Annotated in this window: 23 protein-coding genes and 1 tRNA gene; 10 read left to right on the forward strand and 14 right to left on the reverse strand. The window is 57.1% G+C overall.

The features are described 5' to 3' along the window. Positions 1 to 724: 724 nt before the first annotated feature. The gene (locus ACR0I8_RS05720; protein ID WP_170689315.1) at positions 725 to 2,269 is read right to left on the reverse strand and encodes a ShlB/FhaC/HecB family hemolysin secretion/activation protein; all 1,545 of its coding nucleotides are present in this window, start codon (positions 2,267 to 2,269) and stop codon (positions 725 to 727) included. A 124-nt stretch (positions 2,270 to 2,393) separates the two neighbouring features. Beyond that, positions 2,394 to 2,693 carry a hypothetical protein gene (locus ACR0I8_RS05725; protein WP_170550033.1) on the reverse strand — a complete coding sequence of 100 codons (300 nt, stop codon included), beginning with the start codon at positions 2,691 to 2,693 and terminating at the stop codon, positions 2,394 to 2,396. Positions 2,694 to 3,085: 392 nt separating this feature from the next. Between ACR0I8_RS05725 and ACR0I8_RS05730 the strand changes: the two genes are divergently transcribed. Together ACR0I8_RS05730 and ACR0I8_RS05735 are read left to right on the forward strand one after the other, a co-directional pair. Then, complete coding sequence (locus tag ACR0I8_RS05730) at positions 3,086 to 3,601, forward strand: DUF805 domain-containing protein (protein ID WP_170689314.1); 516 nt, start codon at positions 3,086 to 3,088, stop codon at positions 3,599 to 3,601. A gap of 74 nt (positions 3,602 to 3,675) precedes the next feature. Further along, positions 3,676 to 4,446, forward strand: coding sequence for a hypothetical protein (locus ACR0I8_RS05735; protein WP_170689313.1), 771 nt, complete (start codon positions 3,676 to 3,678; stop codon positions 4,444 to 4,446). 21 nt (positions 4,447 to 4,467) lie between these two features. On the opposite strand, the gene ACR0I8_RS05740 is transcribed toward ACR0I8_RS05735, so the two are convergent. Next, entirely contained in the window at positions 4,468 to 5,361 is an 894-nt protein-coding gene (locus ACR0I8_RS05740; protein WP_170689312.1) for a helix-turn-helix domain-containing protein, read from the reverse strand. Positions 5,362 to 5,703: 342 nt separating this feature from the next. Between ACR0I8_RS05740 and ACR0I8_RS05745 the strand changes: the two genes are divergently transcribed. The 3 genes from ACR0I8_RS05745 to ACR0I8_RS05755 all read left to right on the forward strand — a co-directional run bounded on the left by ACR0I8_RS05745 (position 5,704) and on the right by ACR0I8_RS05755 (position 9,113). After that, the gene (locus ACR0I8_RS05745; RefSeq protein WP_480702851.1) at positions 5,704 to 7,362 is read left to right on the forward strand and encodes a sulfatase-like hydrolase/transferase; all 1,659 of its coding nucleotides are present in this window, start codon (positions 5,704 to 5,706) and stop codon (positions 7,360 to 7,362) included. Positions 7,363 to 7,429: 67 nt separating this feature from the next. Continuing rightward, positions 7,430 to 8,290: a tyrosine-protein phosphatase gene (locus tag ACR0I8_RS05750; protein ID WP_170689311.1), complete on the forward strand. Its 861-nt coding sequence runs from the start codon at positions 7,430 to 7,432 to the stop codon at positions 8,288 to 8,290. A gap of 166 nt (positions 8,291 to 8,456) precedes the next feature. Then, on the forward strand, positions 8,457 to 9,113 hold the full coding sequence (locus ACR0I8_RS05755) for a lipid-binding SYLF domain-containing protein (RefSeq protein WP_480702853.1): 657 nt from the start codon (positions 8,457 to 8,459) through the stop codon (positions 9,111 to 9,113). Between the two features lie 164 nt (positions 9,114 to 9,277). On the opposite strand, the gene ACR0I8_RS05760 is transcribed toward ACR0I8_RS05755, so the two are convergent. The 5 genes from ACR0I8_RS05760 to ACR0I8_RS05780 form a co-directional block, all read right to left on the reverse strand. After that, on the reverse strand, positions 9,278 to 9,811 hold the full coding sequence (locus ACR0I8_RS05760) for a GNAT family N-acetyltransferase (RefSeq protein ID WP_170380112.1): 534 nt from the start codon (positions 9,809 to 9,811) through the stop codon (positions 9,278 to 9,280). Beyond that, a complete protein-coding gene (locus ACR0I8_RS05765; protein WP_170380113.1) occupies positions 9,808 to 10,362 on the reverse strand; it encodes a helix-turn-helix transcriptional regulator in 555 nt (184 codons plus the stop codon). Before ACR0I8_RS05765 ends, ACR0I8_RS05760 begins: the two co-directional genes overlap by 4 nt. 119 nt (positions 10,363 to 10,481) lie before the next feature. Next, complete coding sequence (locus ACR0I8_RS05770) at positions 10,482 to 11,498, reverse strand: Fe(3+) ABC transporter substrate-binding protein (RefSeq protein WP_170689310.1); 1,017 nt, start codon at positions 11,496 to 11,498, stop codon at positions 10,482 to 10,484. Between the two features lie 203 nt (positions 11,499 to 11,701). Beyond that, positions 11,702 to 11,827 carry a type B 50S ribosomal protein L36 gene (gene ykgO / locus ACR0I8_RS05775; RefSeq protein ID WP_008755722.1) on the reverse strand — a complete coding sequence of 42 codons (126 nt, stop codon included), beginning with the start codon at positions 11,825 to 11,827 and terminating at the stop codon, positions 11,702 to 11,704. 91 nt (positions 11,828 to 11,918) lie between these two features. Next, positions 11,919 to 11,993, reverse strand: a tRNA-Val gene (locus tag ACR0I8_RS05780). 147 nt (positions 11,994 to 12,140) lie between these two features. On the opposite strand from ACR0I8_RS05780, the gene ACR0I8_RS05785 reads away from it, so the two are divergent. After that, on the forward strand, positions 12,141 to 13,001 hold the full coding sequence (locus ACR0I8_RS05785; RefSeq protein ID WP_170689309.1) for an N-formylglutamate amidohydrolase: 861 nt from the start codon (positions 12,141 to 12,143) through the stop codon (positions 12,999 to 13,001). Positions 13,002 to 13,004: 3 nt separating this feature from the next. Here ACR0I8_RS05785 and ACR0I8_RS05790 read toward each other — a convergent pair whose 3' ends face one another. Then, on the reverse strand, positions 13,005 to 14,258 hold the full coding sequence (locus ACR0I8_RS05790) for a DNA polymerase IV (protein WP_170689308.1): 1,254 nt from the start codon (positions 14,256 to 14,258) through the stop codon (positions 13,005 to 13,007). 388 nt (positions 14,259 to 14,646) lie between these two features. Continuing rightward, a complete protein-coding gene (gene pyrF / locus ACR0I8_RS05795; RefSeq protein ID WP_170689307.1) occupies positions 14,647 to 15,351 on the reverse strand; it encodes an orotidine-5'-phosphate decarboxylase in 705 nt (234 codons plus the stop codon). Positions 15,352 to 15,490: 139 nt separating this feature from the next. Here pyrF and ACR0I8_RS05800 point away from each other — a divergent pair, with 139 nt between their 5' ends. Next, positions 15,491 to 15,808: a hypothetical protein gene (locus ACR0I8_RS05800; RefSeq protein ID WP_170689306.1), complete on the forward strand. Its 318-nt coding sequence runs from the start codon at positions 15,491 to 15,493 to the stop codon at positions 15,806 to 15,808. On the opposite strand, the gene ACR0I8_RS05805 is transcribed toward ACR0I8_RS05800, so the two are convergent. Beyond that, positions 15,778 to 16,362 carry an isopropylmalate isomerase gene (locus tag ACR0I8_RS05805; protein WP_170689305.1) on the reverse strand — a complete coding sequence of 195 codons (585 nt, stop codon included), beginning with the start codon at positions 16,360 to 16,362 and terminating at the stop codon, positions 15,778 to 15,780. The genes ACR0I8_RS05800 and ACR0I8_RS05805 overlap by 31 nt on opposite strands. Before the next feature lie 192 nt (positions 16,363 to 16,554). Here ACR0I8_RS05805 and clpB point away from each other — a divergent pair, with 192 nt between their 5' ends. After that, positions 16,555 to 19,173, forward strand: a complete 2,619-nt coding sequence (gene clpB, locus ACR0I8_RS05810; protein WP_170689304.1) for an ATP-dependent chaperone ClpB — start codon at positions 16,555 to 16,557, stop codon at positions 19,171 to 19,173. Positions 19,174 to 19,318: 145 nt separating this feature from the next. Here the strand turns inward: clpB and ACR0I8_RS05815 are convergent, their stop codons facing one another. The 3 genes from ACR0I8_RS05815 to ACR0I8_RS05825 form a co-directional block, all read right to left on the reverse strand. After that, positions 19,319 to 20,077: a class I SAM-dependent methyltransferase gene (locus tag ACR0I8_RS05815; RefSeq protein ID WP_170689303.1), complete on the reverse strand. Its 759-nt coding sequence runs from the start codon at positions 20,075 to 20,077 to the stop codon at positions 19,319 to 19,321. 102 nt (positions 20,078 to 20,179) lie between these two features. After that, complete coding sequence (locus ACR0I8_RS05820; RefSeq protein ID WP_170689302.1) at positions 20,180 to 20,995, reverse strand: cyclase family protein; 816 nt, start codon at positions 20,993 to 20,995, stop codon at positions 20,180 to 20,182. 128 nt (positions 20,996 to 21,123) lie between these two features. Further along, a complete protein-coding gene (locus ACR0I8_RS05825; RefSeq protein ID WP_170689301.1) occupies positions 21,124 to 22,083 on the reverse strand; it encodes a hypothetical protein in 960 nt (319 codons plus the stop codon). A gap of 198 nt (positions 22,084 to 22,281) precedes the next feature. Here ACR0I8_RS05825 and msrP point away from each other — a divergent pair, with 198 nt between their 5' ends. Together msrP and msrQ are read left to right on the forward strand one after the other, a co-directional pair. Beyond that, the gene (gene msrP, locus ACR0I8_RS05830; RefSeq protein ID WP_170689300.1) at positions 22,282 to 23,184 is read left to right on the forward strand and encodes a protein-methionine-sulfoxide reductase catalytic subunit MsrP; all 903 of its coding nucleotides are present in this window, start codon (positions 22,282 to 22,284) and stop codon (positions 23,182 to 23,184) included. A gap of 3 nt (positions 23,185 to 23,187) precedes the next feature. Next, positions 23,188 to 23,802 carry a protein-methionine-sulfoxide reductase heme-binding subunit MsrQ gene (gene msrQ, locus ACR0I8_RS05835; RefSeq protein WP_170689299.1) on the forward strand — a complete coding sequence of 205 codons (615 nt, stop codon included), beginning with the start codon at positions 23,188 to 23,190 and terminating at the stop codon, positions 23,800 to 23,802. Positions 23,803 to 24,137 lie beyond the last annotated feature (335 nt).

The raw sequence follows: 24,137 nt of genomic DNA on the forward strand, positions 1-24,137 counted from the left end.
TCCTGGGACGGCCACATGAGTAGCCGTGGGTCTTGGTGTTAACTGTGGAACCTGGCCAGGAACCGCAATGGGAACCTGATTAGGAGTTGCAGTCGGTACGAGCGGTGGCACAGCAGTTTGACCGGTAGGCTGAGGCGGGATCTGACCGGGAACAGCGACTGGTATTTGGTTGGGTGTCGCTGTTGGCACAAGGGGCGGCACATTGGGTTGAGGTGGAACCTGACCAGGGACAGCTATCGGAACTTGATTAGGAGTCGCAGTCGGAACTTGCGGCGGCACATTAGCCAATGGCGGAACCTGATTGGGAACGGCTGTCGGAACCCGGTTTGGTGTCGGATTTGGCACCAAGGGCGGAGCGAGCGTCGGCGCTACGATCGGCGTTGGAACTTGCCCCGGAACCGCTATTGGCGTTGCGATCGGAACCCGACCGGGAATTGCGTTCGGGACCGCGCCCGGCGCAAGGACCGGCACAGCAACGGACGTGGGTGTTTGCTGTGTTCCCTGAGGCGGCAATTGATTTGCTACCGGTTGCGTTGGGCCGGTAATTTGATTGCCTACCCCTTGCCCACCGGCCTGCCCACATCCTTGGCTCGACCGGTGCGGATTCCCTACGCCACGGCACCAACCGTAATGATTTCCCTGCGCGGCGACCTGCGTCGCGGCCAGTTCTGCAAACAAACAAGCTGCGGCAATTAAAGCAATGCGGTTCAGTTTCATAACATCCTCACCAACTTGTTGTCAGAGCAAGATACGCGCCAGGATCTCCAGAGTCAGTCAACGGACCGTCTCTCAAAGGGACACCGACATATCCGGACAGGAATAGGTTTTGCTTAAACTCAATGTCCAAACCCAGACCTGTCGAGGCCAGTGTAGCATTATCAACTTCAAAACTCGCAGGGTCATTGTTCGAGATGTAGCCCACGTCGAAAAAGACAAAGGGCGTTAAGCGATGAATGCTTTGGGAACTTGGAAAGTAGGAGTGAGACACTTCGAAAATCGCGGAAATCCCGGAATCACCATCCACTTCGTCAAACCGATACCCACGCAAAGCATAGCGATCACCAAGGAAGTATTCCTCGACTGAGGGCAGCCGGTCGGTTGTGTACTGCCCCCAAATCTCAGTGCGCCAAGCTGTGTTGGGCGACAAGCTCGTAAGCGGGCTTTCGTATCCAATGCCGCCCCGCAGATGCCAGAACGAAGAGTCTCCGTCGTCAAAATTCGCGTCTGTCGTGTCGTTGTCATTGTCGCCAAAAGACAAGGTTATCCCCGCTTCCAGAGCTTGTCCTTTTGGATAGTTTTGGCCGTAGAGATATGTCAGGCCAACAACACTTGCGTCACTGGATAGTGGAACGCCACCACTGACTGAGTCCGCTTCGGAAAGGCGATAATCCAGCAGAAGATAACCATAGCGGGCCACGTCGCGGATCACGGGGTAACCCAACGCGACGGTGAAGTTCTCGCCATCAACATCTGTTCTCGCAAAATCCCCCGAGAGGTCACGTTTTGCGTTTATGTTTCCGTAGAAAACCTCACCGTACAGACCATTGCTGTTCAGCGGCGTGCGATAGGTAACAGCGCCCCACAATGAGTGTTCGTCGTCTTTGTCCCAATTGTAGTTGCCTGACCCCTCAAATCGAAGCAAATCCCCGACGGTCAGCGTCGAATAAAATTCTTGTACGATATAGAAGCTGAGCGCTTCTCCAAGCTCACGCGGAGGGTTGTCTAGTGTAGCGCTGCCGGCTTGTTTGCGCAAGGGCTCTCCCAATACCCTAAGCCGAGCACCACCCTGATCCGGGTAATCAAGTTCGGTCGACACGTCCAAGTCTGGTATGTCCTCGGCGAGCATAACTGCCCGCTCAAATCGTTTGAGAGTTATTGGGTATGCGGTGGTGAGGGGGCGAAAGATCTTTTCCAAGGTTTGGAACGTGCGCGTATCTACACCCTCAATTTCGATGGTTTGAATACGCCCTTCATCAACAACAATGCTCTGCCCATCGGGACCAGGCCAGGCCTCAGCCAAGAAGTAACCGTCTTCTCGGTAGATCTGCGTGATCGTTGATGCGACATCCGCCGCCGTGATGCGCCCTGAGCGATCAAAGGCCAACTGACCGGCAAAAGTTAGCAGCTCATCCGTATCATACACCGTTACGCCGCTGACAGAGTGCTGGGATGCTATGTCCCAAGTTTGGGCCATGCTGTATTTTGGGACCGATACAATAGCCACAAAAGTGCAGATGATCGCAAATACAACCGAGTTTGATACGGGCATTTTCCACAACCTTAGCATGATTGAGCATGTTAGAACCCAATCCTATTACGAGGTTTGAATGTCTGAGCTTACCGTTGTTCAAATTTGATCTCGACTGGTGCTTTCGAGATACACAGCGACCAGATTACAGTGCGCCTTCGTCGCCCAGGAACTCGATACCAGCTGTCGCGCCATCGGTGTAAGCAATACAATTCCAAGGAGCGCGATCCTCACCAACACCGACAGTGACTTGTGTTCCAGCTTCGCTAAACGCGGACGAGAGAACAACGACTTGCGAGTTGTTCGTGGTTTTGGCCACATCTCGCAAACATGCCTGCTGAGCAGGTGTGGGTTCGGCAGATGCGCCCGACGTACTCGTTTCGTCACATGCCGCAAGCAATGCAAACAAAGTTGTGCCTGCAATCATCACTGTCTTTTTGGTCATTTTCTTCTCCATCAGGGTCCTTCGAAGTTAATGAAATTGGATGCTCCTTTTTGAAGCGCCCGTTTCTATTCAGCCAATTGAGCACAGCTCGATCCGATGCTTACCTATCCCAAAGATTTGTCGCCAACGGATTGGTCGGGAGAACGATATTGAGTTGATTGCCGGGGCCGATAACAACTGGGGTCAAATAATGCTTAGTAGAATTCGCATGTTTGAATCTTATTTTTCATAAATCAACATTTTTTCCGCGCGTAAATTTCGCTACCTTTTTGAAAGATAGGTTTTTTGGCGTTCAAAAAAATAGAAGGCGGGAAAACCCAGAAGGGCGAATGCGTGCTTTTGGGTCCGCGAGGCGTTCTGAGGCCGCACAGAAACGAAGAAAGGATTGAAAAATGGGATTTGGTGAAGCCGTTAAAACGTGTTTCTCGAAATACTTCCAGTTCTCCGGTCGGGCTATGCGCTCAGAATACTGGTGGTTCTTCTTGTTTGTGGTACTCGTGAGTGCGGCTTTAGCTGTGCTGGATACAATCATATTCGGGACCAACCCCGAAACCGGGCAGGGATCTCGGGTTCTTTCCTCTGTTTTCCAACTGGCCGTTCTCATACCAATGCTGGCCGCCGGTTGGCGGAGGTTGCATGATACAGGACGACCTGGCTGGTACTTGCTACTGCCTATGGCGCTCAGCATTACAACGCTTTTTGTTATGCTGGGTGGGGTGGCGTTCTTTTCGGTATTGGAGCAAGGGACCGAAAACCCCGATGCATTACGAGGACCTGCGGCCGTCCTGGGCGTGACCGGTATTGTTGTTGTCTCAATTCTTCAATTGGTTCTGTCCATCCTGATGATCTGGTGGCTGACGCGACCTTCCCAAGAAGGCGCAAACGAATACGGTGCACCTGTTTCCTAACCTTGTTGCCTGGGTAACGGGCCGGCAACTCTGGCTGAATGACGGCACGAACCACAACACCATGGAGAGAGAAAATGAGTTTCAAAACGATTTCCATTGGAATGCTACTGATGGCTATGGCGACCACAGCATCAGCGGAGTGGTCGTTCAACTCCGGGCCTAATCCTAATGCTTTTATTCAGACCGGAAACATGACGCTGGAACTTCAGTGTAACCGTATCCACTTTGCTCCGGCCGGATATGAGGACAGCCAGGACATCGTGGATAAGCAGGGGCTCTCCATTCGATTTTTGAAGAACGGTACCACTGAAGTTGGCGCATTTCAGGTTGGCGCAGAAAACGCTGCTGTGCAGATCGTCGACAATTATCCTGTCGAAGTCAGTTTCAATAGCCAGCAGGATTATGGTTTTGTACTGGACCAGCTTGCAGCCAATGCATCCGTTAATCTGTCTATGATTGATCAAGATGTGAGCTACGGAATCTTTGAATTGAAAGGTTCCAGCGCGGCAATTCGGTCCCTTCGTTCCGCCTGCGATTCAGGTGCTAGCCAGGGCGCCTCCTACGAACCCCCTGAAGGCATCGTCTATTGTGGTGGCGGAGCGGTAGAGCGTGTCATTGAACCCGTAATTTTGGATAACCCGGAGGGAGAATGGGACGCGCGAGTAACGGTCAATGGTGAGTCGATCAGAGCTATGACGGCCTACAGCTATTTCGGAAGCTATGAGCCGCCCGCCGGATTTGTCGTTGCCCTGCTTGGGGAAGACAGATCCGAGTTTCTGATTTTTAGCGAAGGCTCGGCAAACTGGCTGGAATACGGGGACTACAGGTATGATCAATGCAATTGATGCCATCCTCCAGCCGTCACCTCATTTTGTATCCGAAGGCAGCTCGCCGAAAAACAGTCGGTAGTCTTTCGCAAACTGACCCATATGCCAAAACCCGTAGCGGTTGGCAGCATCCGCTATTGAGCCATCGAAGGATCTGTTCAGCAGGTCCTCGCGAACCCGGTTTAGTCGGAGCCGCATATAGTACGCCTTTGGACCAAGACCGAACTGTTCCTTGAAGGCGCGGTCCAATGTGCGCCACGAGGCCGCGCATTCTTTGCAGATCTCTTCGATTGAGATCGGGTCCTCCAGATTGGCAAGCATCAGATCAATTGCGCGGCTCAGGGCGCGCCGCCTGGTCTCGGCTTGGCTTTTGTCAAAATGCGCGTCCGTATCGGTCAGGATCTTGAGGGCCTCAAGCATCAGCGCCTCTTCAGTGTCCTGAGACCAGTTGGCAGTTGCGTCGTTCAGCAACCGGACGACAGCCCCCTGCAGTCGCGCCATGCTGGCCAACCCCGCATTGGTGCCCAATTTGCGGGCTTCCGGTTCGTTGCCCTCGATGTAAAACCCGCAGGTTTCGGCCAGCTTTTCCAGCCTTTCGGTTGCAAACGAAACAACGCTTCCTGAAAACCCTGCGGTCGTGATGCCATCAAAGCCATCCCGATCACCGAAGACCAGAAAGGCGCTGTCCGTGACGTCTTTGGCCTGCCACTTTTCGATTGCACCGCGCGTGGGGATTCCAAACGTCTTCCATCCGTCAGGCGAGACACCACGCTGGTGGACACGCTGGTTCATCGCGATGTTGAGGGCAGAAACAGCCTGTCCTGAACGCACGGTTATCGCCGTGGACAACCGCCCGGGATCAAGCTGCCGAAAGTCGATCTCCCAATGCGTGAGCTCTCCGATTCTGTTTGGATGATCAAGAGATAGGGCCATCGCCGGTGACGCTCCGTCCCAACCGGACGGCGCCGCGTTTCGCATATTTGGCGAATTCTTGATGTGGTCCACCCCCAGATCCTGACAGTTTACCGGTAATGTAACGAATTCGATAGGTGGAATGTCAAGTGAAGCCGGAGTCTTCAAGCGATACGACAATGGGCCGCCCTCGGCTACCGAAGGGGGATGCCCGATCCGAACGTGTGGTGACGTTCCTGACGCCTTCGGAACATTGCCAGCTTTCAGAGCTGGCAAAACAGTCAAATCAATCCCTTTCCGCAAAATGCCACGAACTGATCGTTCAGGCGTTGGAATCTACGAGTGTCAAAAGGAGGTCCGAGAGTGACTAAAGCCTTAGGTAAGACCAGTGTCGCAGCCTGTTTGTTTGCCATGCTGGGCGTCATGCCTGCAAGCGCGCAGCAAGAGGCGATCGTTCATGATGGTGAGTTCGAATTCCTGCGGGCCCAGTTCGGGGATCAATGGGACGCGCAGGATGCTGAGATTGAGGCTAGGTTGGCCGAGATCCGCGAGGCCAATGACGGCAAGCCTCCGAACTTTCTGTATATTCTTATCGACGACATCAGCTTCGGCCAGATGGGCGAGCGCAAGATGAACTATGTGATGGGGATCGAGACCCCCAATATCAACGACTTCGCCAGTGAAGGCATGTCGCTGATGCGCATGTATACGGAGCCCTCCTGCACGCCAACACGCACGGCCATGCTGACCGGTCGGCACCCGATCCGGGCCGGAGTGGAAGAGGTTAAGGTTGCCCTGGTCGGCGAGGGACTGCCCGCAAGCGAGGTTACCCTGCCGGAGATCCTGAAACAGGCCGGTTACAACACGTCGCATGTAGGGAAGTGGCATCAGGGCGATATCGAAGAAGCCTATCCGCACAATCAGGGCTTTGACTACGCGGTTTTTCCGCTGCACCAGCAGGTTCAACTCAGCCTGATGACCCGCGAGGCCATGGAGGCCAACAACATGCTGGGATATCACTCCTCGGGGCAGAACAACCAGTTTCTGCTGGATGAACGGTTCAAGCCCTATGGTCTGGTCACCGGTGTCGAGGCACAGGCAGGCGGCGCCGCGCGCGAAGTTGACATGGAAGCGGGCGAAGAATGGACGCAGGCCAAGTACGAACAGATGAACGAACGCTATCAGGCGCAGGCACTGGAGCAGCTTGAACAAGTCGCCGCGCAGGATGAGCCGTTTTTTCTGCAATACTGGCCGCTCTACCCGCTGAACTTCGCCTACCCGGATCAGGCGCTGTCGCGGAACGGCGGCTTCCATGCCGACAAGCTGCAACTGCTCGACGGCTGGATCGGAGAGGTGCTGGCCAAACTGGATGAGACCGGCGAGGTCGACAACACCATCGTCATGATCATGGCGGATAACGGGTTGATGTATCATTACGAGGGGACGTCGGGCCTGAACCAGTTGATCTATCGCGGCGGCAAGACCCAGCATCTTGAGGGCGGCGTCCGCACAGATGCCTTCATTCGCTGGCCCGGAGTGATTGAAGCTGACAGTGCTGCCGGTGACATCTTTCACGTCTCGGATATCTACACGACGATGGCCCGCATCGCAGGTGCAACGGATTTCATCCCGCGCGACCGGGTGATTGACGGTATCGACCAGACCGCCCTGCTTCTTGAGGGTGAGGGCAATGGCCGCCGCGACTACGTGTACGTCTACGAGGGGCCGGTTCTGCGTTCGGTCGTCAAGCAGGAATTCAAGATGCATCTACCCGCGCCCGGCGCCCCCGGGGCCGCAGCGCCGACCTATAACGTCTATCGCGACCCCCGCGAAGAACACCCGCTGGTTGGATACTCTCTTTGGGCCGGTGCCTCGTTCCAGGATATGATCAAGCGCCATCAGAAAATGATCGCCAAGTATCCAAACTCCGAGATCGGCAAAGATATCCCCTATGGCGGCATCGAAAACCTGCGGCCTGAAAGCCAAGAGGCCCGCGAGGTGTTCATGAGCTGGCAAGAATAGCCTTCAACGGCGCGCCCTTCGGGGCGCGTCGATCACGGTCCCGCTCGACACAGCAATGGAGAGAGACATGAGACTATTCAGATCTATCGGTGCTGCGACCCTGCTGTTTGTCGCCGGTACCTTTCATCCAGTTCTCGCGACCGAGGATCGTGCCATCCCGCTAGAGGGTGTCTTGAATACACGCGACCTGGGTGGCCTGGAAACACAGGACGGTCGCACCGTACGCGCAGGGCAGCTCATCAGATCCGGTGAGATCGACCAGATCAGCGCAACCAGCATGCAGCGCCTGGACGATATGGGTGTCAGCGCAATCGTTGATTTGCGAACAACGTCCGAGGCAACGGCGCATCCCGCGCAATGGCCCGAAGGAGAGGGGCCTGCGCGCCATCACTTCCCAGTGATGGAGAATGAAAGCCAGATGATTGATGATATGCGTGCCAGCATCAGGGCGGGCACGGCAACCGAAGCAAAAACAGATGGTTTGTTCTTAGGGACCTTTGGCTATATCGCAACTAACTACACCGAAGAGTATCGAGATCTGTTCGACGTGTTGCTGGACCAGCCCGAGGGTGAGGCGGTTCTGTATCATTGTTCGGGCGGCAAGGATCGTACCGGTGTCGCGACCGCGCTCGTACTGACAGCGCTTGGTGTTTCCAAAGACGAGATCCAATCGGATTTCATGATGAGCAATACGCTCAAGGACGCGGACAACAAGGCCCAGCAGATCGCAGCCGAGGTCAATGCGGCCGAAGGGACAAATATGACGTCGGAAGCAGTCTGGCCGTCGTTGGGGGTGCGAGAGGCCTATCTTGATGAGTTCTACAAGAGCGTTGAGGCTAGCTACGGCTCGGTGGAGGACTACCTGCGTGAGGGACTTGGGTTGACGGACGCGGATATTGAAACCCTCCGCAACCGGTATCTGAACTAGGCTGGCCGCGAAAATTCACTTGTGAAAACAATCGGTCGAAGGCTGGCGGTTTCGGACACCAAAGCCATGCGAAGCAAGCGTTCGTACCACATGCTAGCCAACGGGTTTTCACTGCGAAGGGTCTCAGGTACGTTTCTGCAAAAAACAAAACCGAGAGGAGGAAGAAATGCTGCGCTTTATGCCTTTGGCTTTCATCGCGATGGTGGTTTTTTTCCACCTTTCAAGCAGTTCAACTGCCAACGCTCAGAACTTCTTAGACAAAGTGACAGAAGGGGTTTCTGATGCGGCCAAAAAGGTTGGGGATGTCGCTGAATCGGCAGGCGAGACCGTACTGCATGCGGCGGACGGGGCGAGTGCGTCTGAGATCGACGCCAGTGTAGATACAGCACTGGCGCAACTTCTCGCGAGTTCCCCTGAGGCGGCGGATCTGTCCAACAAAGCAGTCGCAATTTTGGTTTTTCCCAGGATCACCAAAGGTGGCCTGATGGTTGGAGGTCAGTTTGGAGAAGGCGCGATGCGCGAAAACGGCGTCACGACCGGGTACTACAATATTGCCGGTGCGTCCTATGGTTTTCAGGCTGGCATTCAGCATTTCTCTTACGCTCTCTTTTTCCTCAACTCCGACGCCCTTGCCTATATGCAGAACAACGATGGGTGGGAGGTCGGCAGTGGTCCCACGCTCGTTGGCGGTGACGAAGGCTGGTCGGCATCGATGGGAACAAACGATCTGCAGGGCGACATCGTGCCAATCATCTTTGGGCAAGAAGGGCTTATGGCAGGCGCCGGTCTTCAGGGCACTAAGATCACCAAGATCGAAAAGTGAACTGCGGGGTGACTGCGTTACACATGCAAGGATCGCTCATTTCTTGATACGAGGCACCCATGGCCTCTGTTCAAATAGTCCCTCTTGATCTGTCGCGAGGGTCGCCTGCTTTCCGTCCGAAAACCTGACGACCTGGACAGATCAACTCAATGTGCGTCTCCGGTCTATGGCTTTGGCGCTTGGGGGAGGTCTTTGAACATGAAGGTTGTCGGCTCCAGCGCGGGTTCGAACGGGTTGCGGCAATAGTTCGGAATCTCTCCTGCGGTTTGAAAGCCAAGGCCTTGGTAGAGAATCCGCGATGGGTCGGTGCTGCGCGTATCGAGCACAAGCGTTGTTCTGCCCAGCTCAGATGAGCGAGCGAAGAGCGCGTTCATCAAGCTGCGCCCCAGGCCCTGGCGTCGCGCATCGGGATGGACCAAAAGCTTGGCGACATCGGCGCGGTGCGGCTGATTGGGCATTGAGGCCGGAATCAACTGTACCGTCCCACGGATACGCCCTCCGCTTTCCGCAACAAACAGGTCCAAGGCCCCTGCGCGCAGTTCAGGGCGAACGCGAGTCTCCCAATAGCGCTGGGCGTCTGCGTGTTGGAACGGCAAGATGAACCCGATACTCGCGCCCGCATGCACGCAACCATGCAGGATCTCGGTCAGGTCATTGAGCGCCGCGTCGAAGGTGGCATCGGTCAGTCGTGTGATCATATCAGCACCAGCATGTAGCGCGCGCCCCGGGTGGCGCCGGTTTCAAATTGTGTTGGGCCGGATAGATGGTATCGCAGGCAGTCACCTCCACCGAGCGCATGCGCGGTGCCGTCCACGGTGAGCGTTAGGCTTCCATCCAGAACGATCAGGTGGTGTTCCTGCCCCGGTTTCGGAGGCGTTTCGTACCGAACCACCGTATCCGGCGGCAGGTGGCATTCCAGCACCTCACCGCTCAACCCGGTTGAAGGGGGTGAGACGGATCGGCGCGTGAACCCTGTTTCCGGATCGCGCCATTCGGGTTGCCGTTCAAACGGGACCTTGGGGTCGAAACTGTCCTCGACCATCATCAGCAAACGCGACATGGGCAGACCATACGCGGCGCAAAGTCGGCCGAGTGTTTCTGCCGTCGGGCTGACCCCAGCCTTTTCCATACGCGACAGGGTTGCCCGGCTGACGCCGCTGTTGTCCGCCAGCTGATCCAATGACCAGCCACGGCTTTGGCGCAGCTCCTTTAGGCGGATGGCAAGGCGGCTTGAGAGGGAATCCAGCATTGATCAATTGTGAGAATAGTTTCCGTATGTGAGAATAATAGCTCTGAAATATAATATTGCAAAATAAAAAGGGCGCGAAATTTACCGCGCCCTTTGTACTTCTTGAGTTTGGAGGCGTCTTACTTCCAGCCAACCTCGTTGAAGGTTTTCTGCGCTTCGGGCAGGTTCTTGGCGACGGCCGACAGATCAACATCGTCTGCTTTGAAATCGCCCAGCTCGGCCACGGACTCGGATACCGCGACACTTTCGACCGTTGGATATTCGTCGTTGCCGGCCGAGAAATACTGCTGCGCCTGATCGCTTGCCAGATACTCAAGGAATTTGATGGCGTTGTCCTTGTGCGGCGCATTGGCTGCTACACCGCCACCCGACAGGTTCACATGCGCGCCATTGCCGTCCTGATCCGGGAACACCCAGCCGATCACGTCCCGCTCGGCCGAGACGCCATCGACGTCTTTCCGGATCGCACGGGCAAAGTAGTAGGTGTTGGACACGGCAAGGTCACACTCACCCGAAACGACTCCGCGCAGCTGGTCGGTGTCACCGCCTTGCGGGTCACGCGCCATGTTGGCTACTACGCCCTCAGCCCAGGTTTTGGCGGCATCGGATCCGGCGTTTTCGATGATCGAAGCCAGCAGGGTCTGGTTATAGACATTGGTGCTGGAGCGGATGCACAGCTGACCTTTGTATTTGGGGTCTGCCAGATCAGCGTAGGTTTGCGGCGGCTCAGAGACCGCGTTCTTGTTGTAGAATATGATGCGCGCCCGCTGCGAGAAACCGAACCACTGGTTGTCGCTGTCCTGAAGGTTCGACGGGATACGCTCTTCCAATACGGCGCTGTCAATTGTCTGCAGTACGCCCGCGTTCTTCGCGCGCGCAAGCCGCGAGGTGTCGACGGTCAGCAGAATATCAGCAGGGGAGTTCACACCCTCGGCTTCCATACGCGCGATCAGCTCGTCTGCTTTGCCTTCGATTCGGTTGATGGTGATGCCGGTTGCATCCTCGAAATCCGAATAAAGGCGCTCGTCGGTGTCGTAGTGGCGCGAAGAGTAGATGTTCAGCTCGCCTTCTGCTGCTGCGGACGTGGCGACCATGGCCGCAAGGCCAGCCGCGATACAGGTCGTGGATTTAAACATGATTGCTCCCAACATTGAGTATTCCACCGGGGTAAACCCGAGTTAAACACTCAATTAACGCATTGGATATCGTTTGCAAGCGAAACCCGACAAAAATCGTGCGACATATGGAGCGCTTTGGGCAGCGACGGTGAACAAAGCCAACAGGCACAAAAAAAACCGCACCCAAAGGCGCGGTTCTTTCGAGGATATAAGTGCAGTTCTTAGCCCTGGCGAGCTTTGAACTTGCGCTGCGTCTTGTTGATCACGTAGACGCGGCCTTTGCGACGCACAATACGGCAATCGCGGTGCCGGTTCTTGAGCGAGCGGAGCGAGTTCTTGACCTTCATGGGTCTGTCTCCAATCTGCGGCGCCTTCATCAAAGACGTGGCCAGCGCCTGGGTTTGTCGGGTGCCCCGGCAAGCCGAAGCAGTGAATAGATGGTGGGCGGTACAAGGATCGAACTTGTGACCCCTTCGATGTCAACGAAGTGCTCTACCGCTGAGCTAACCGCCCACGTCCCTTTGCGTGTCCTGCCCCATAACGAAATGGGGCGCGGATACCCGCGCCGGTAGCGGGGTCTATAAAAGGAGTCGCAAATGGGTTCAAGGGGTTTGGAAGAACTATTTTCCAGTCTATGTTAATCCTGAACACGGAGAGACCATGAAGAACCCTTCCTATTTTCTGGATATGCCCGAAAACCGCAGTTCATGCGTTGTTTTTTCATCGCCGCATAGTGGCCGTGACTATCCAGAGGCGTTTCTGAAGCGCTCGGTTTTGGGGTCTGATGTGATTCGATCCTCGGAAGATGCCTTTGTAGATCAGCTCTTTGCCTCGGCCTCGGATTTCGGGGCGCCGCTGATCAAGGCGGCAATGCCACGGGCTTATTTGGACCTCAACCGCAGCGCGGATGAACTGGACCCAGCCCTGATTCAAGGCGCAAAACGGCAAGGGCACAATCCGCGCGTGGCCTCGGGGCTTGGGGTGATTCCCCGCGTGGTGGCAAATGGGCGTGCGATTTATCGTGGCAAACTGACCATGGATGAGGCGCGCCTGCGCATCGACACCTATTGGCGCCCCTATCACAGCCGCCTCAAGACCTTGCTGGCGGAGTCACATGCGAAATTCGGGCAGGCGATTCTGGTCGATTGCCATTCGATGCCGCATGAGGCGGTGGCCATGGCCAGTACCGCACGCAACACACGCCCCGAGATCGTGCTGGGCGATCGTTTCGGTGCATCGGCATCAACCGAGATCGTGGACCGAATTGAGGCTGCCTTTACCTCGGCGGGATTGGTCGTCGCGCGGAACGCGCCCTTTGCTGGGGCTTATGTGACCCAAACCTACGGTCGCCCTGGTCGTCAGCAACACGCGATTCAGGTTGAAATCGACCGCTCGATCTACATGAACGAAGACACGATCTCGCCCAATGCCAATTTCATGGCGTTCTCCAAGATACTGCGGCAAGTGATCGCGGAGATTGCCGAGATCGGTTCCGAACCGCAGCGGCTGGCGGCGGAATAGGCGTCACCGCAGCGCGCGGCCTTTAACGATTGCATCGGTTCCAAACCGTTTGCGAATCTCATCCGTGGCGCGTTCGGCCTGAGACCTGCGTGTCGCGTTAGGGTCCAGTAAGTCGCCTGAGATGTCTGCCTGCTCCGCTGGGCACAGATCGGACAGCCCGCATCCCAACAGGCGATAGGGACCCTTATCTCCCACCTGATCGAACAGCCCGCGAGCGGTTCTGTAGATGCGATCCGCGATTTGCGTCGCATCGCGCAGCGAAACGCGGCGCGTGATGATCTTGTGATTGGCCTTTTTCAGCTTCAGCGTCACCACCCGACCCGCCAGATCCTTGGCCTTGGCCCGGTCCGAGACCTTCAGCGCCATGCGCCACAGATGCCCATCCAGAATCTCGAGGTTGGAGGTGTCTTCGAAAAACGTGGTTTCGTTGCTGATCGATTTCATCGGTTCGTGGGCCGAGACCCGGCGCTTGTCCTGGCCGCGTGCCAGATGCCACAGGCGATACCCCATCGATCCGAACCGCGCGGTCAGCGCCTCCTGATCCCAGCGCAGCAGGTCCGAGAAGGTACGGATCCCCGCGCGCTCCAACGATTCCTGCGCTGCCGGGCCGATGCCCCAGATCAGCCATACAGGTTTGTCGTGCAGGAAGTCAGCCGTTTCGGCCTTCCCGATCACGGAAAACCCGCGCGGCTTGTCGAGGTCCGAGGCGACCTTGGCCAGAAACTTGTTGTGGCTTAAACCGATGGAGCCTGTCAGCCCCAATTCATCCTTCATGCGCTTGACCAAACGCGCCAGCATCACCGCAGGCGGCGCGCCATGCAGGCGTTCGGTGCCGGACAGATCGAGGAAAGCCTCGTCCAGCGACAGTGGTTCGACCTTGGGCGTCAGCTCATCCATCATCGCGCGGATCTGACGAGATACCTCGGCGTAGACCGACATGCGCGGTTTGATCACCACAGCGTCCGGACACAGTTGCAGCGCTTTGAACATCGGCATGGCCGAGCGCACGCCCCGGATGCGCGCCACGTAGCAAGCGGTCGAAACGACCCCGCGTCTCCCGCCCCCCACAATCACTGCCTTGTCCGCCAATTCAGGATTGTCGCGCTTTTCAACCGAGGCATAGAACGCGTCACAATCCATGTGCGCAATCGAAAGGTCAAACAGCTCAGGGTGCGATTTCAGCCGCGGGCTACCGCAGGACGGGCAGCGCGGCGCGTCCGGGAAACTGGTCAGGCATTCGCGGCAGATCGTGGGCATGGCTACTTTTCGCGACCCGAAAAGGGTGGCTCTGGGTGTTCGAAGCTATAGTGTCTATCGGCTTTCGTGTGAACGCAACAGAGGCTTGGACAGTCTTCAGAAATCTAGTGGTTTGAGCTGAGAGTCGCACTGTCAAGAAAACCCCCCGCTTGGGGCGGGGGGAAGGTAACGAACCACAGGAAGAGGTAGTTCGTTGGGGAGTAACTCCGCCCCAGAATCGCTCAAAACGCTATATTTAGATAGGTGGCCGCGTTATTCCCTAAAACTTGTGCCGGGTTTGTGTGTTTTCGGGCACAGGGGGAAATCAGGGGAACATTCCCTCTATTGACCTAAGGTAAAGATATCACTGCTGTTTCGGAGGTCTGAGGCGTTGAATGCCCGTCCGCGATCAGTGGCGTGTCAATGATTTTAACTCGGCCAGAACGGCCTCGGCTGCGGCTTTCGGGTCCTCCGCCTGATAGATAGGACGCCCGACAACAATATGATCCGCCCCATCTCCGATCGCACTGGCCGGCGTTGCGACGCGTTTTTGATCGCCCAGAGCAGCCCCGGCAGGGCGCACGCCCGGTGTCACGATCAAGCGGCCCTCGGCCTGGGGCAGGGCGCGGATCAGCGCGGCCTCTTGCGGGCTGGCGATCACACCGTCGGCTCCGGCCTCCAGCGCTTTGGTCGCGCGCTCAACCACCAGATCCTGCACATCGCCTGCCTTCAACAGGCTGGCATCCAAATCATCGCGGTTGAGCGAGGTGAGGATAGTTACTGCAAGGATCTTCAGGTCTTTGCCGGATGCACCTTCTTTCGCCGCGCGTACCACATGCGGGTCGCCATGAACGGTCAGGAAATCAAGATCGAACTGCGCCAGACCACGCACCGCGTTTTCCACCGTGTTGCTGATGTCGAACAGCTTCATGTCCAGAAAGATGCGCTTGCCATGGTCCTGTTTCAGTTCATTGGCCAGAGCCAGACCGCCGCCCGTCAGCATTCCCAGCCCGATCTTGTAGAACGACACCGCATCACCCAGCCGTTCGGCCATCGCCAAACCTTGCAGAGCGTTCGGGACGTCAAGGGCTACGATCAGGCGGTCATCGGACATGTTGGGTCTCCTTGCTGGCAAACGTCTGCCTCCTAGCGGGTTCGGGCGCAACTGTCCATGCGGGTCCGTCCAATCGAAAGAGGATGATCTGTGTTACAGTGGCTCAAATCGATCAATAGCTCACATGAAGGGACAGAAGATGAGAAAGCTTGCCTTGCTGGGAGTGGCGCTGATGATGGGCGCCTGCGATGAACCCGCCTCAGGCACATCTGACACAGGCGCGGCGCCCGCGCCGACCAATGACAACCTGCCTCTGGTCCGCGGCTACCGATCCGAGGATGATTGGTGCCAGCTTACAGGTGAGAGCGCCTTTACCGTCGAATTTCTGGATCACACCGCCGATCTTGTCTCGTGCCCGACCGGCAGCAGCGCCGAACAATCCTTGGTCGAGACATATACGTTAGAGCCGGTGGCGCAAACCGGCGGCTATTCGGTATACTCCATTCCGCGCGGCTGACGGCGTCTGCCCACCCATGCTGCATTCGCCGCAATCAGGGCGATTCCGGATAGTTCCAGAAGCCAGTTCATTCGGATCGACATGATCTCGGCACCCAAAAACGCATCGAAGTTGTGAAACCCGGCGGCGCGGATCATCACAAAGCAGATAAGAGTGACAAAGCCGATCAGGGCGATGCCGACCTCTCGCAAGTGTTTACGAAGGAACCAGAGGCTGACAAGTGAGACCCAGAAGCCGCTGAACACGACAACAATGATAAAGCCGATCTGGACAGACTTGCGATCCTCGTACCAGCCTTGCATCTGCGACAGACAGCGGGCGCTGGCCGTAAGCGCGGATTGCAGATCCAGTTGTTTGTTGATCATCAAAGCAAACAACAGCAGCGCGAGGATCAGCCAGAACCATCGGACGTGGGAATTTCGCCTTGCGCGCAGGCATAGCAGTGCGGCGAAACCGTATGCGGCAACCGTGAGCCAACCGATCACGCTTGGGTCGCCAATGGTGGGCGACCATTGTTCTGCAATGCAGCTGCGTAGCGCGGTGGCTGAGATCATAGAGGCGCGCTCCTAAGACGGTTTTTTTCGCAATTGACCGAGATCATTCAGGTTCCCAGCATGCATCATGTTATTCTGCCAAGACAATCTTGAATACACGCCGACATTACCCAAATTGAATGTGAGGCCTCAATCGACGCGTGCCGCCAAGCGGGCGCATCAAAACGGGGCGCTTGAGAAAAGGAGAATGCTATGGACTTGAACAAGTTCACCGAGCGGGCACGGGGATTCGTGCAGGGCGCGCAGACCATTGCGTTGCGCGAGGGGCACCAGAGGTTGGAGCCCACACACATACTAAAGGCATTGATGGATGACGATCAGGGGCTGGCGAGCAACCTGATCACCCGCGCGGGCGGAGCGCCGAACCGCGTGGTTGAAGCGCTGGACGTTGCGATGGGGAAAATCCCGCAGGTCAGCGGCGACGCGAGCCAGATTTACATGGATGGCCAGACCGCCAAGGTTTTGGACGAGGCCGAGAAGATTGCCACCAAGGCGGGCGATAGCTTTGTGCCCGTGGAACGGGTGCTGATGGCGCTCTGCATGGTCAAATCCAAAGCCAAGGACGCTTTGGAAGCCGGGGCCGTTTCTGCTCAGAAACTGAACGAAGCCATCAATGATATCCGTAAGGGTCGCACCGCGGACACCGCGTCGGCGGAAGAGGGCTATGACGCGCTCAAGAAATATGCGCGCGATCTGACCGAGGCCGCGGCCGAGGGTAAGATCGATCCGATCATCGGGCGGGATGAGGAAATTCGCCGCTCGATGCAGGTTCTGTCGCGCCGTACCAAGAACAACCCTGTTCTGATCGGGGAACCCGGCGTTGGTAAAACCGCGATTGCCGAGGGTATGGCCCTGCGCATCATCAACGGTGACGTGCCGGAATCGCTGAAAGAAAAGAAGCTGCTGGCGCTTGACATGGGCGCGCTGATTGCTGGTGCGAAGTATCGCGGTGAGTTCGAAGAGCGCCTCAAGGCGGTGCTGACCGAAGTGACCGAGGCCGCTGGTGAGATCATCCTTTTCATCGACGAGATGCACACGCTGGTCGGTGCCGGCAAATCTGACGGCGCGATGGATGCCGCCAATCTGATCAAGCCTGCGCTTGCTCGGGGTGAGCTGCATTGTATCGGCGCGACCACGTTGGATGAGTATCGCAAGTACGTGGAAAAAGACGCGGCCCTTGCGCGCCGGTTCCAGCCCGTGATGGTCACCGAACCGACCGTCGAGGACACGATCAGCATACTGCGAGGCATCAAGGAAAAGTACGAGCTGCACCACGGTGTGCGTATTTCGGATTCCGCATTGGTGTCGGCGGCGACCTTGTCGCATCGTTATATCACCGACCGGTTCCTGCCCGACAAGGCCATTGACCTTGTCGATGAGGCGGCGTCGCGGTTGCGGATGGAGGTGGACTCCAAGCCGGAAGAGCTCGATCAGTTGGATCGCCAGATCCTGCAGATGCAGATCGAGGAAGAGGCGCTGAAACTGGAAGACGACGCGGCCTCGAAGGATCGTCTGGAAACCTTGCAAAAGGATCTGGCTGATCTGCAGGAGCAATCCGCCGAGATGACCGCCCAGTGGCAGGCCGAACGTGACAAGCTCGCGGGTGCGCGTGATCTGAAAGAACAGCTCGACAAGGCGCGGGCTGATCTGGAAATCGCCAAACGCGAAGGCAATCTGGCAAAGGCCGGTGAGCTGTCCTACGGCATCATCCCCGAGCTTGAGAAAAAGCTGACCGAGGCCGAAAACGCCGAAAGCAACGCCATGATGGCCGAGGAAACGGTGCGCCCGGAACAGATCGCATCCGTGGTCGAACGCTGGACCGGTATTCCAACCGCCAAGATGCTGGAAGGGGAGCGCGAGAAGCTGCTGCGGATGGAAGACGATCTGCATTCCCGTGTGATCGGCCAGGATGCCGCCGTGACCGCCGTGTCCAACGCCGTTCGCCGAGCGCGTGCGGGTCTGAATGACGAGAACCGCCCGCTGGGCTCGTTCCTGTTCCTAGGCCCGACCGGTGTGGGTAAGACCGAACTGACCAAGGCCGTGGCGAACTTCCTGTTCGATGACGACAATGCGATGGTGCGCATCGACATGTCCGAATTCATGGAGAAACACGCGGTCGCTCGTCTGATTGGTGCCCCTCCCGGCTATGTCGGGTATGACGAAGGCGGTGTGCTGACCGAAGCCGTGCGGCGCAGACCCTATCAGGTCGTGCTGTTCGATGAGGTTGAAAAGGCGCACCCGGATGTGTTCAACGTGCTGTTGCAGGTTCTCGATGATGGCGTACTGACTGACGGTCAGGGCCGTACCGTAGACTTCAAGCAGACGCTGATCATCCTGACGTCGAACCTCGGGTCTCAGGCGCTCAGCCAGTTGCCCGAAGGTGCAGACAGCGCGCAGGCGCGGCGCGACGTGATGGACGCGGTCCGGGCACATTTCCGGCCGGAATTCCTGAACCGACTCGATGAAACGATCATCTTTGACAGGCTCAAGCGGGCCGATATGGATGGTATCGTCGATATCCAGATGGCACGTCTGCAAAAACGTCTGGCCGCTCGAAAGATCGAGCTGGTTCTGGACGAGGGCGCAAAACAGTGGCTGGCCGATGAAGGGTATGACCCGGTCTTCGGTGCGCGCCCACTGAAGCGCGTGATCCAGCGTGCGTTGCAGAACCCCTTGGCCGAGGCACTGCTGGCCGGTGAGATCAAGGATGGCGAGACCGTCCCCGTCACCGCTGGCGCTGAAGGCCTGATCATCGGCGATCGGCTGGGCACCTCCGACCGGCCCCGCCCGGATGATGCCGTAGTGCATTAAATACGTTGAGTGAAAGGCGACCCGCCAAACGCGGCGGGTCGCCACTTTAAGGTGTTGAGTTCCAAACCGTTCAATCTGGACCGTAAAACAAAAGGTTCGCGGATCTACTCATAGTCACGCAGATGAGCAAAAGATTGGCAATCTGCTACTGTTTTCTGACCAGCACCCGATCCGTACCACCTGTTTCAGTGTCAATAAGGCTAGAAACTGATCCAAGTTCTTTGAGGATTCGCCTGCCCTCTCTTGATTGACGCGGTCTCAGGTCAAGAATTATGGCACCGTTCGGTTTGACGGCGGTCTTGAAGAACGTCTCGTAGGTTTTTACCGGATAGTGAAAGCCGCAGGAGATGAAACTCATGGCAAGGTCGATCGTTCCAACCTCGCCCAGATCGTCTGTTCTGGGATTCAAGCAAGTTATGTCGCTACTGTCGACGCCATTTTGTGTCAAAAACGAATGAGCGACAGACAAGCTCGAATAGGCTGCTCCCTTTTCCTGATAACCGAAATGCCTTTCCTCAGAGGTTTCTAGATCAATGAGGTTCAGGCTGCATTGGCGATCTTTCCACAAAAACAGATCAAACATGGCGTAGCCGCACCCGATGTCGGCGACAGATCGTGGATTCAGGTCCTGGATCGTGTCTCGGATCTGCAGGTATTCAAGATAAATGACAGCAGCGGCTCGTTTGGCCAACTCGATACCGTGTTTTTCGACCAGCGATAGAGCGGGGTCAGTGTTTCCGGCGCTCCATGCCTTGGTTATTCTACCAGAGCGAGGTTGGTCGAAAATAATCCTGGATCTTTGCATGATCAGGTTCACAAGATCCTGTTCGGAAAAAGCATCAAAGCAGAGTTCGGCCACGGGGGGCAGGGCCGTTGCATCCATCATTTGTTGACTTGTGATCATTGGTTTTGCGTCTTCTCAAGGAACCGGGTGGATTTTGGACGATGATGCAGATCCACCCGGCTTACAAGAGAAGGTCGAACAAGTCTCTGCGTTTAGATGCCTCTAGATCAACGCGAAAATCCGGGCGGGGCCTCCGGTGCCGCCCTTGTGTTTGGGCGCTCCTATCACCAGGGTGGCCCCGGCGGCTGGGACGCGGTCGAGATTGGCCAGACACTCGATCCCGAACCGGCCGGTGGGCAGCCAGGCGTAGTGGGTGGCGAAATCGGCGGACATGCCGTGATCCAGCGACAGCGTGTCGACCGCCAAGGATCGCGCGCCGGTTTCCTCCATCAGCATCTGGGCGGCCTCGACGTGGAAGCCGGGATAGTGCTGCGCTTCTCCGTCGAAATTGCGAAACTCGTCGGTCGCCGTTTTTCCACCCCAGCCGGAATGCATGGCGACACAGGCGCCGTCGGGGATGTCTCCGTTCGCCGCGATCCATGCCTTGAGGTCATCGGGCGTCACGCGAGTATCGGCATCTTCGGCGGCGCGGGCGGCGATATCCACGACGCAGAGCGGCGCAACCAGATCTGTCACTGGAATCTCATCGACTGAGGTTCCGTCGGCCGAGAAATGCAGGGGCGCATCGATATGGGTGCCAGTATGTTCGTTGATCGACAGGTTGAACAGGTTGAACCCGTGATCCGCAAAGTTGAACGCCTGTTCGGCGGAGACGCCGGGTTCTCCTCCCCATGTCGGAAACTCGGGGCTGAGGGTGTGGGTCATGTCCTCGACCCCGCCATGCCCTGCGGCCAAGGCCGCCGGAGCACGCGCGCCTGTTGCGGCGGCTGCCACGCCAGTGGCTGCGGCGGCCCTGAAGAAGCTCCGACGGGACAGCATCTTGTCTTTGACGGCATTCACTACGCAGATATCACACATACGGTATCCTCCCTGATGGGTGGCAGGGTCGGGCGACCGGTGTCGCGGACCGTACCACCTGTCAAGTAGAGTGCCGCGCTGACCCCTTCTGTGTAAAGGGTGCTGTCTGTTGTGGCGTACGGGGCGTCCTAGCGGAACTCACGGCTTTTACGCAGGGCGCGCAGCTCTTCCGAACTCATTTTGGGGCCTGAGCTGGTCGTGGGCTGCGGCGTGGGTTGAATCAATGTCTCGGTGCTTGGGGTCTTGCGCGCGGCACCACCGCTGAGGCGCAGATAAGCCAGAACCCCGCCTGCGCATTGATAGCTGAAGGCCCAGCTGGCAAGGAGGATATAGGCCACGACAGTTGCGATCATCGGCGCAGTGACGGAAAACGGGGCTGTCCCGGCCGTCATCTCGCCGATCAATTGAACGTCGTTGACCAGTGTGCTCGGACCGTAGATTGCGGTAAGTCCAACGATAAACAGAGCAAAGAAAAAGATAGCACCGACAAAGCTGATCGCCACCACGGCGAAAAGCTGCAGAAAGAAAGCACCGAAATGGTTGAATGGGGTATAAGGGCGGCCATTGGGGTCCCGCCCGATCGAGGCCGCGGCAATTGGCACCAGAAACCCGGCCCTTAGCGCGCAGATCGCTGCAAAGAGCAGGATCACAACACCCGAGAACATCAGGATATGCACGGGCGACAGGGTCGCGAAGAACGCGGCCGGGTCCTCGGGAACGCCGCCCCCTACGCTGACGGCACCGATGGAGAGCGCGGCGATTAGCGCGGCGGCCACACTGATCCCAATGGCTTCGACGGCGCCGTAGATAACCGCCGGAAAGACAAACTTGCGGTAACTGTTACTCGGAGAAACCTCGCAGGCTTGCAGGCCCAAACGGCTGCCGACCAACATCGGGATGACGCCTGAGGATGCGCCTACAAAAAACGAAATCAAAACCGACAGTCCCGGAATGAGCAGCCCGATCAGCGCGCTCAGTATCCCGCCTATCAACCCGTAGACGATAAGCGCGACCAGCAGGACGGGAAAGACAATGATATAGCGCCACAAAACGGACAGCGAAAAAGGAAAGGCCTGAAATACGAGCACGGGATCAACTCTGATCAACTATTGGATGATTCCCGCATACCTAATTGAGACTGTTAGAACCAGCCGCCCAAAACGCATTAGTCGCGGGCTGACGCAGTTGCGTTACAGTCTGTTCGCTCAATCGTGACGCCTGTTTCCTTGGCTCTGTGCTATCAGCGGACTACCTCACCCTGAGGCGGATTCAATACGGAGACCCAAATGGCGCATCGCTGGACCAACACTTTGACACATGCCGACGTCACCCCAAGGGCGGCGTTTCTGAACCGGCGGCAGGTTATGTCCGGGCTGGCAGGTGTCGGGCTGACCGCGATGGCCCGCCCCGCTGCGGCGCAAGAGGCGCTGGAGCCGAACACCTGGGAAGAGATCACCAGCTACAATAACTTTTACGAGTTTGGCACTGGCAAGGACGACCCGGCCAAGTATGCCCATACCCTCGTGACCGAACCCTGGAGCATTGAGATCGACGGTCTGGTGGATCGCCCCGGAACATATGACTTCAAGGACATCATTTCCGAGATGACAGTCGAAGAACGCATCTACCGCTTCCGCTGTGTCGAGGCCTGGTCGATGGTGATTCCGTGGAACGGGTTCGAACTGGCCGACCTGTTGAATATGGCGGGTGTGCAGGAGGGCGCGAAGTATGTGGCCTTTGAAACGGCCTACCGTCCCGATGAGATGCCCGGCACGCGCTTCCCGATTCTGGAATGGCCCTACCGCGAGGGTCTGCGTCTGGATGAGGCGATGCACCCGCTGACCATCATGGCGACAGGCATCTATGACCGTCCGATCCCCAACCAGAACGGCGCTCCGCTGCGGTTGGTGGTGCCGTGGAAATACGGGTTCAAGTCGATCAAGTCGATCGTGAAGATCACTCTGACCGAGGATGAGCCGCCCACCAGCTGGAACATGTCCGCACCGCGCGAGTATGGCTTCTATAGTAACGTGAACCCGAATGTGGACCATCCGCGTTGGTCGCAGGCGTCCGAGCGCCAGATCGGCGGCGGTCTGTTTGCCAAGCGTATCCCGACCCTCATGTTCAATGGCTATGAACAAGAGGTCGCCAGCCTGTATGAAGGTATGGACCTCAAGGAATACTATTGAGCCATGCAAGCAGTGAACCAGGCCATACGCAAGATCCCCGTTTGGGCGGTCTATCTGGCTGGGGCCCTTCCGGCCCCTTGGTTCCTGTATCTTGCGCTCACAGGGGGGCTCGGGGTCGAGCCGATCACAGCGCTCGAACATAAGTTGGGGGAGCTGGCCCTGCAACTGCTCATTCTTGGTCTGGCGGTAACCCCGCTACGCCAGCATCTTGGCTTGAGCCTTGTGAAGTTCCGTCGAGCGATCGGCGTGCTGGCTTTTGCCTATGTTGCGCTGCACCTGCTGGTCTGGCTGGTGCTGGACGTTCAGCTGCTTGGCCAGATTTGGGCTGATATCCTCAAGCGTCCTTATATAACTGTCGGCATGACCGGGTTCATTCTGCTGCTGCCTTTGGCCGTGACATCGAACAATTGGTCAGTACGCAAACTTGGCCCGCGCTGGCGCAAGCTGCACAAACTGGTCTATCCGGCCGTTCTGCTTGGCGGTATCCACTATGTGATGTTGGCGAAGGGTTTCCAGCTGGAGCCACTTCTCTATCTCGCCGCGATCATAGGGCTGCTGCTCGCGCGTCTGCCGATACCGGGCCTGCTGACCCGGCTGAGGCAGGCCGATTCCGCGTGAGCTTTGACCGAGTCTGTGGGTAACTGTGTGGACAATGATCTGGTGGCAGTGATTCCGGGTAGTTGGAGCGGTGATTGGGTGTGCCTGCGCGGTAATTGCATCCATTAAGTTTTTGTTTTTATGTTGTAAAATGGAGATTTCAAACTTTTCTCCACTTTTTTGCTTTTTCCGCTTGCGGCTTTGTGGGGTAAACCTTAGAACCCCCTTCACCGGCGCTGCTGAGGCGCTGGGGCGCTGCTGAGGTGGCGGGGACGCTCAGGATAGACTGGGGGCATCTGAGGTTGAGTTTTAGGCGGGCGCGCTGAGGGATTGGCGCAACGGTCTGGTTTTTGGCT

The sequence above is a fragment of the Ruegeria sp. BG9 genome (assembly GCF_056538305.1).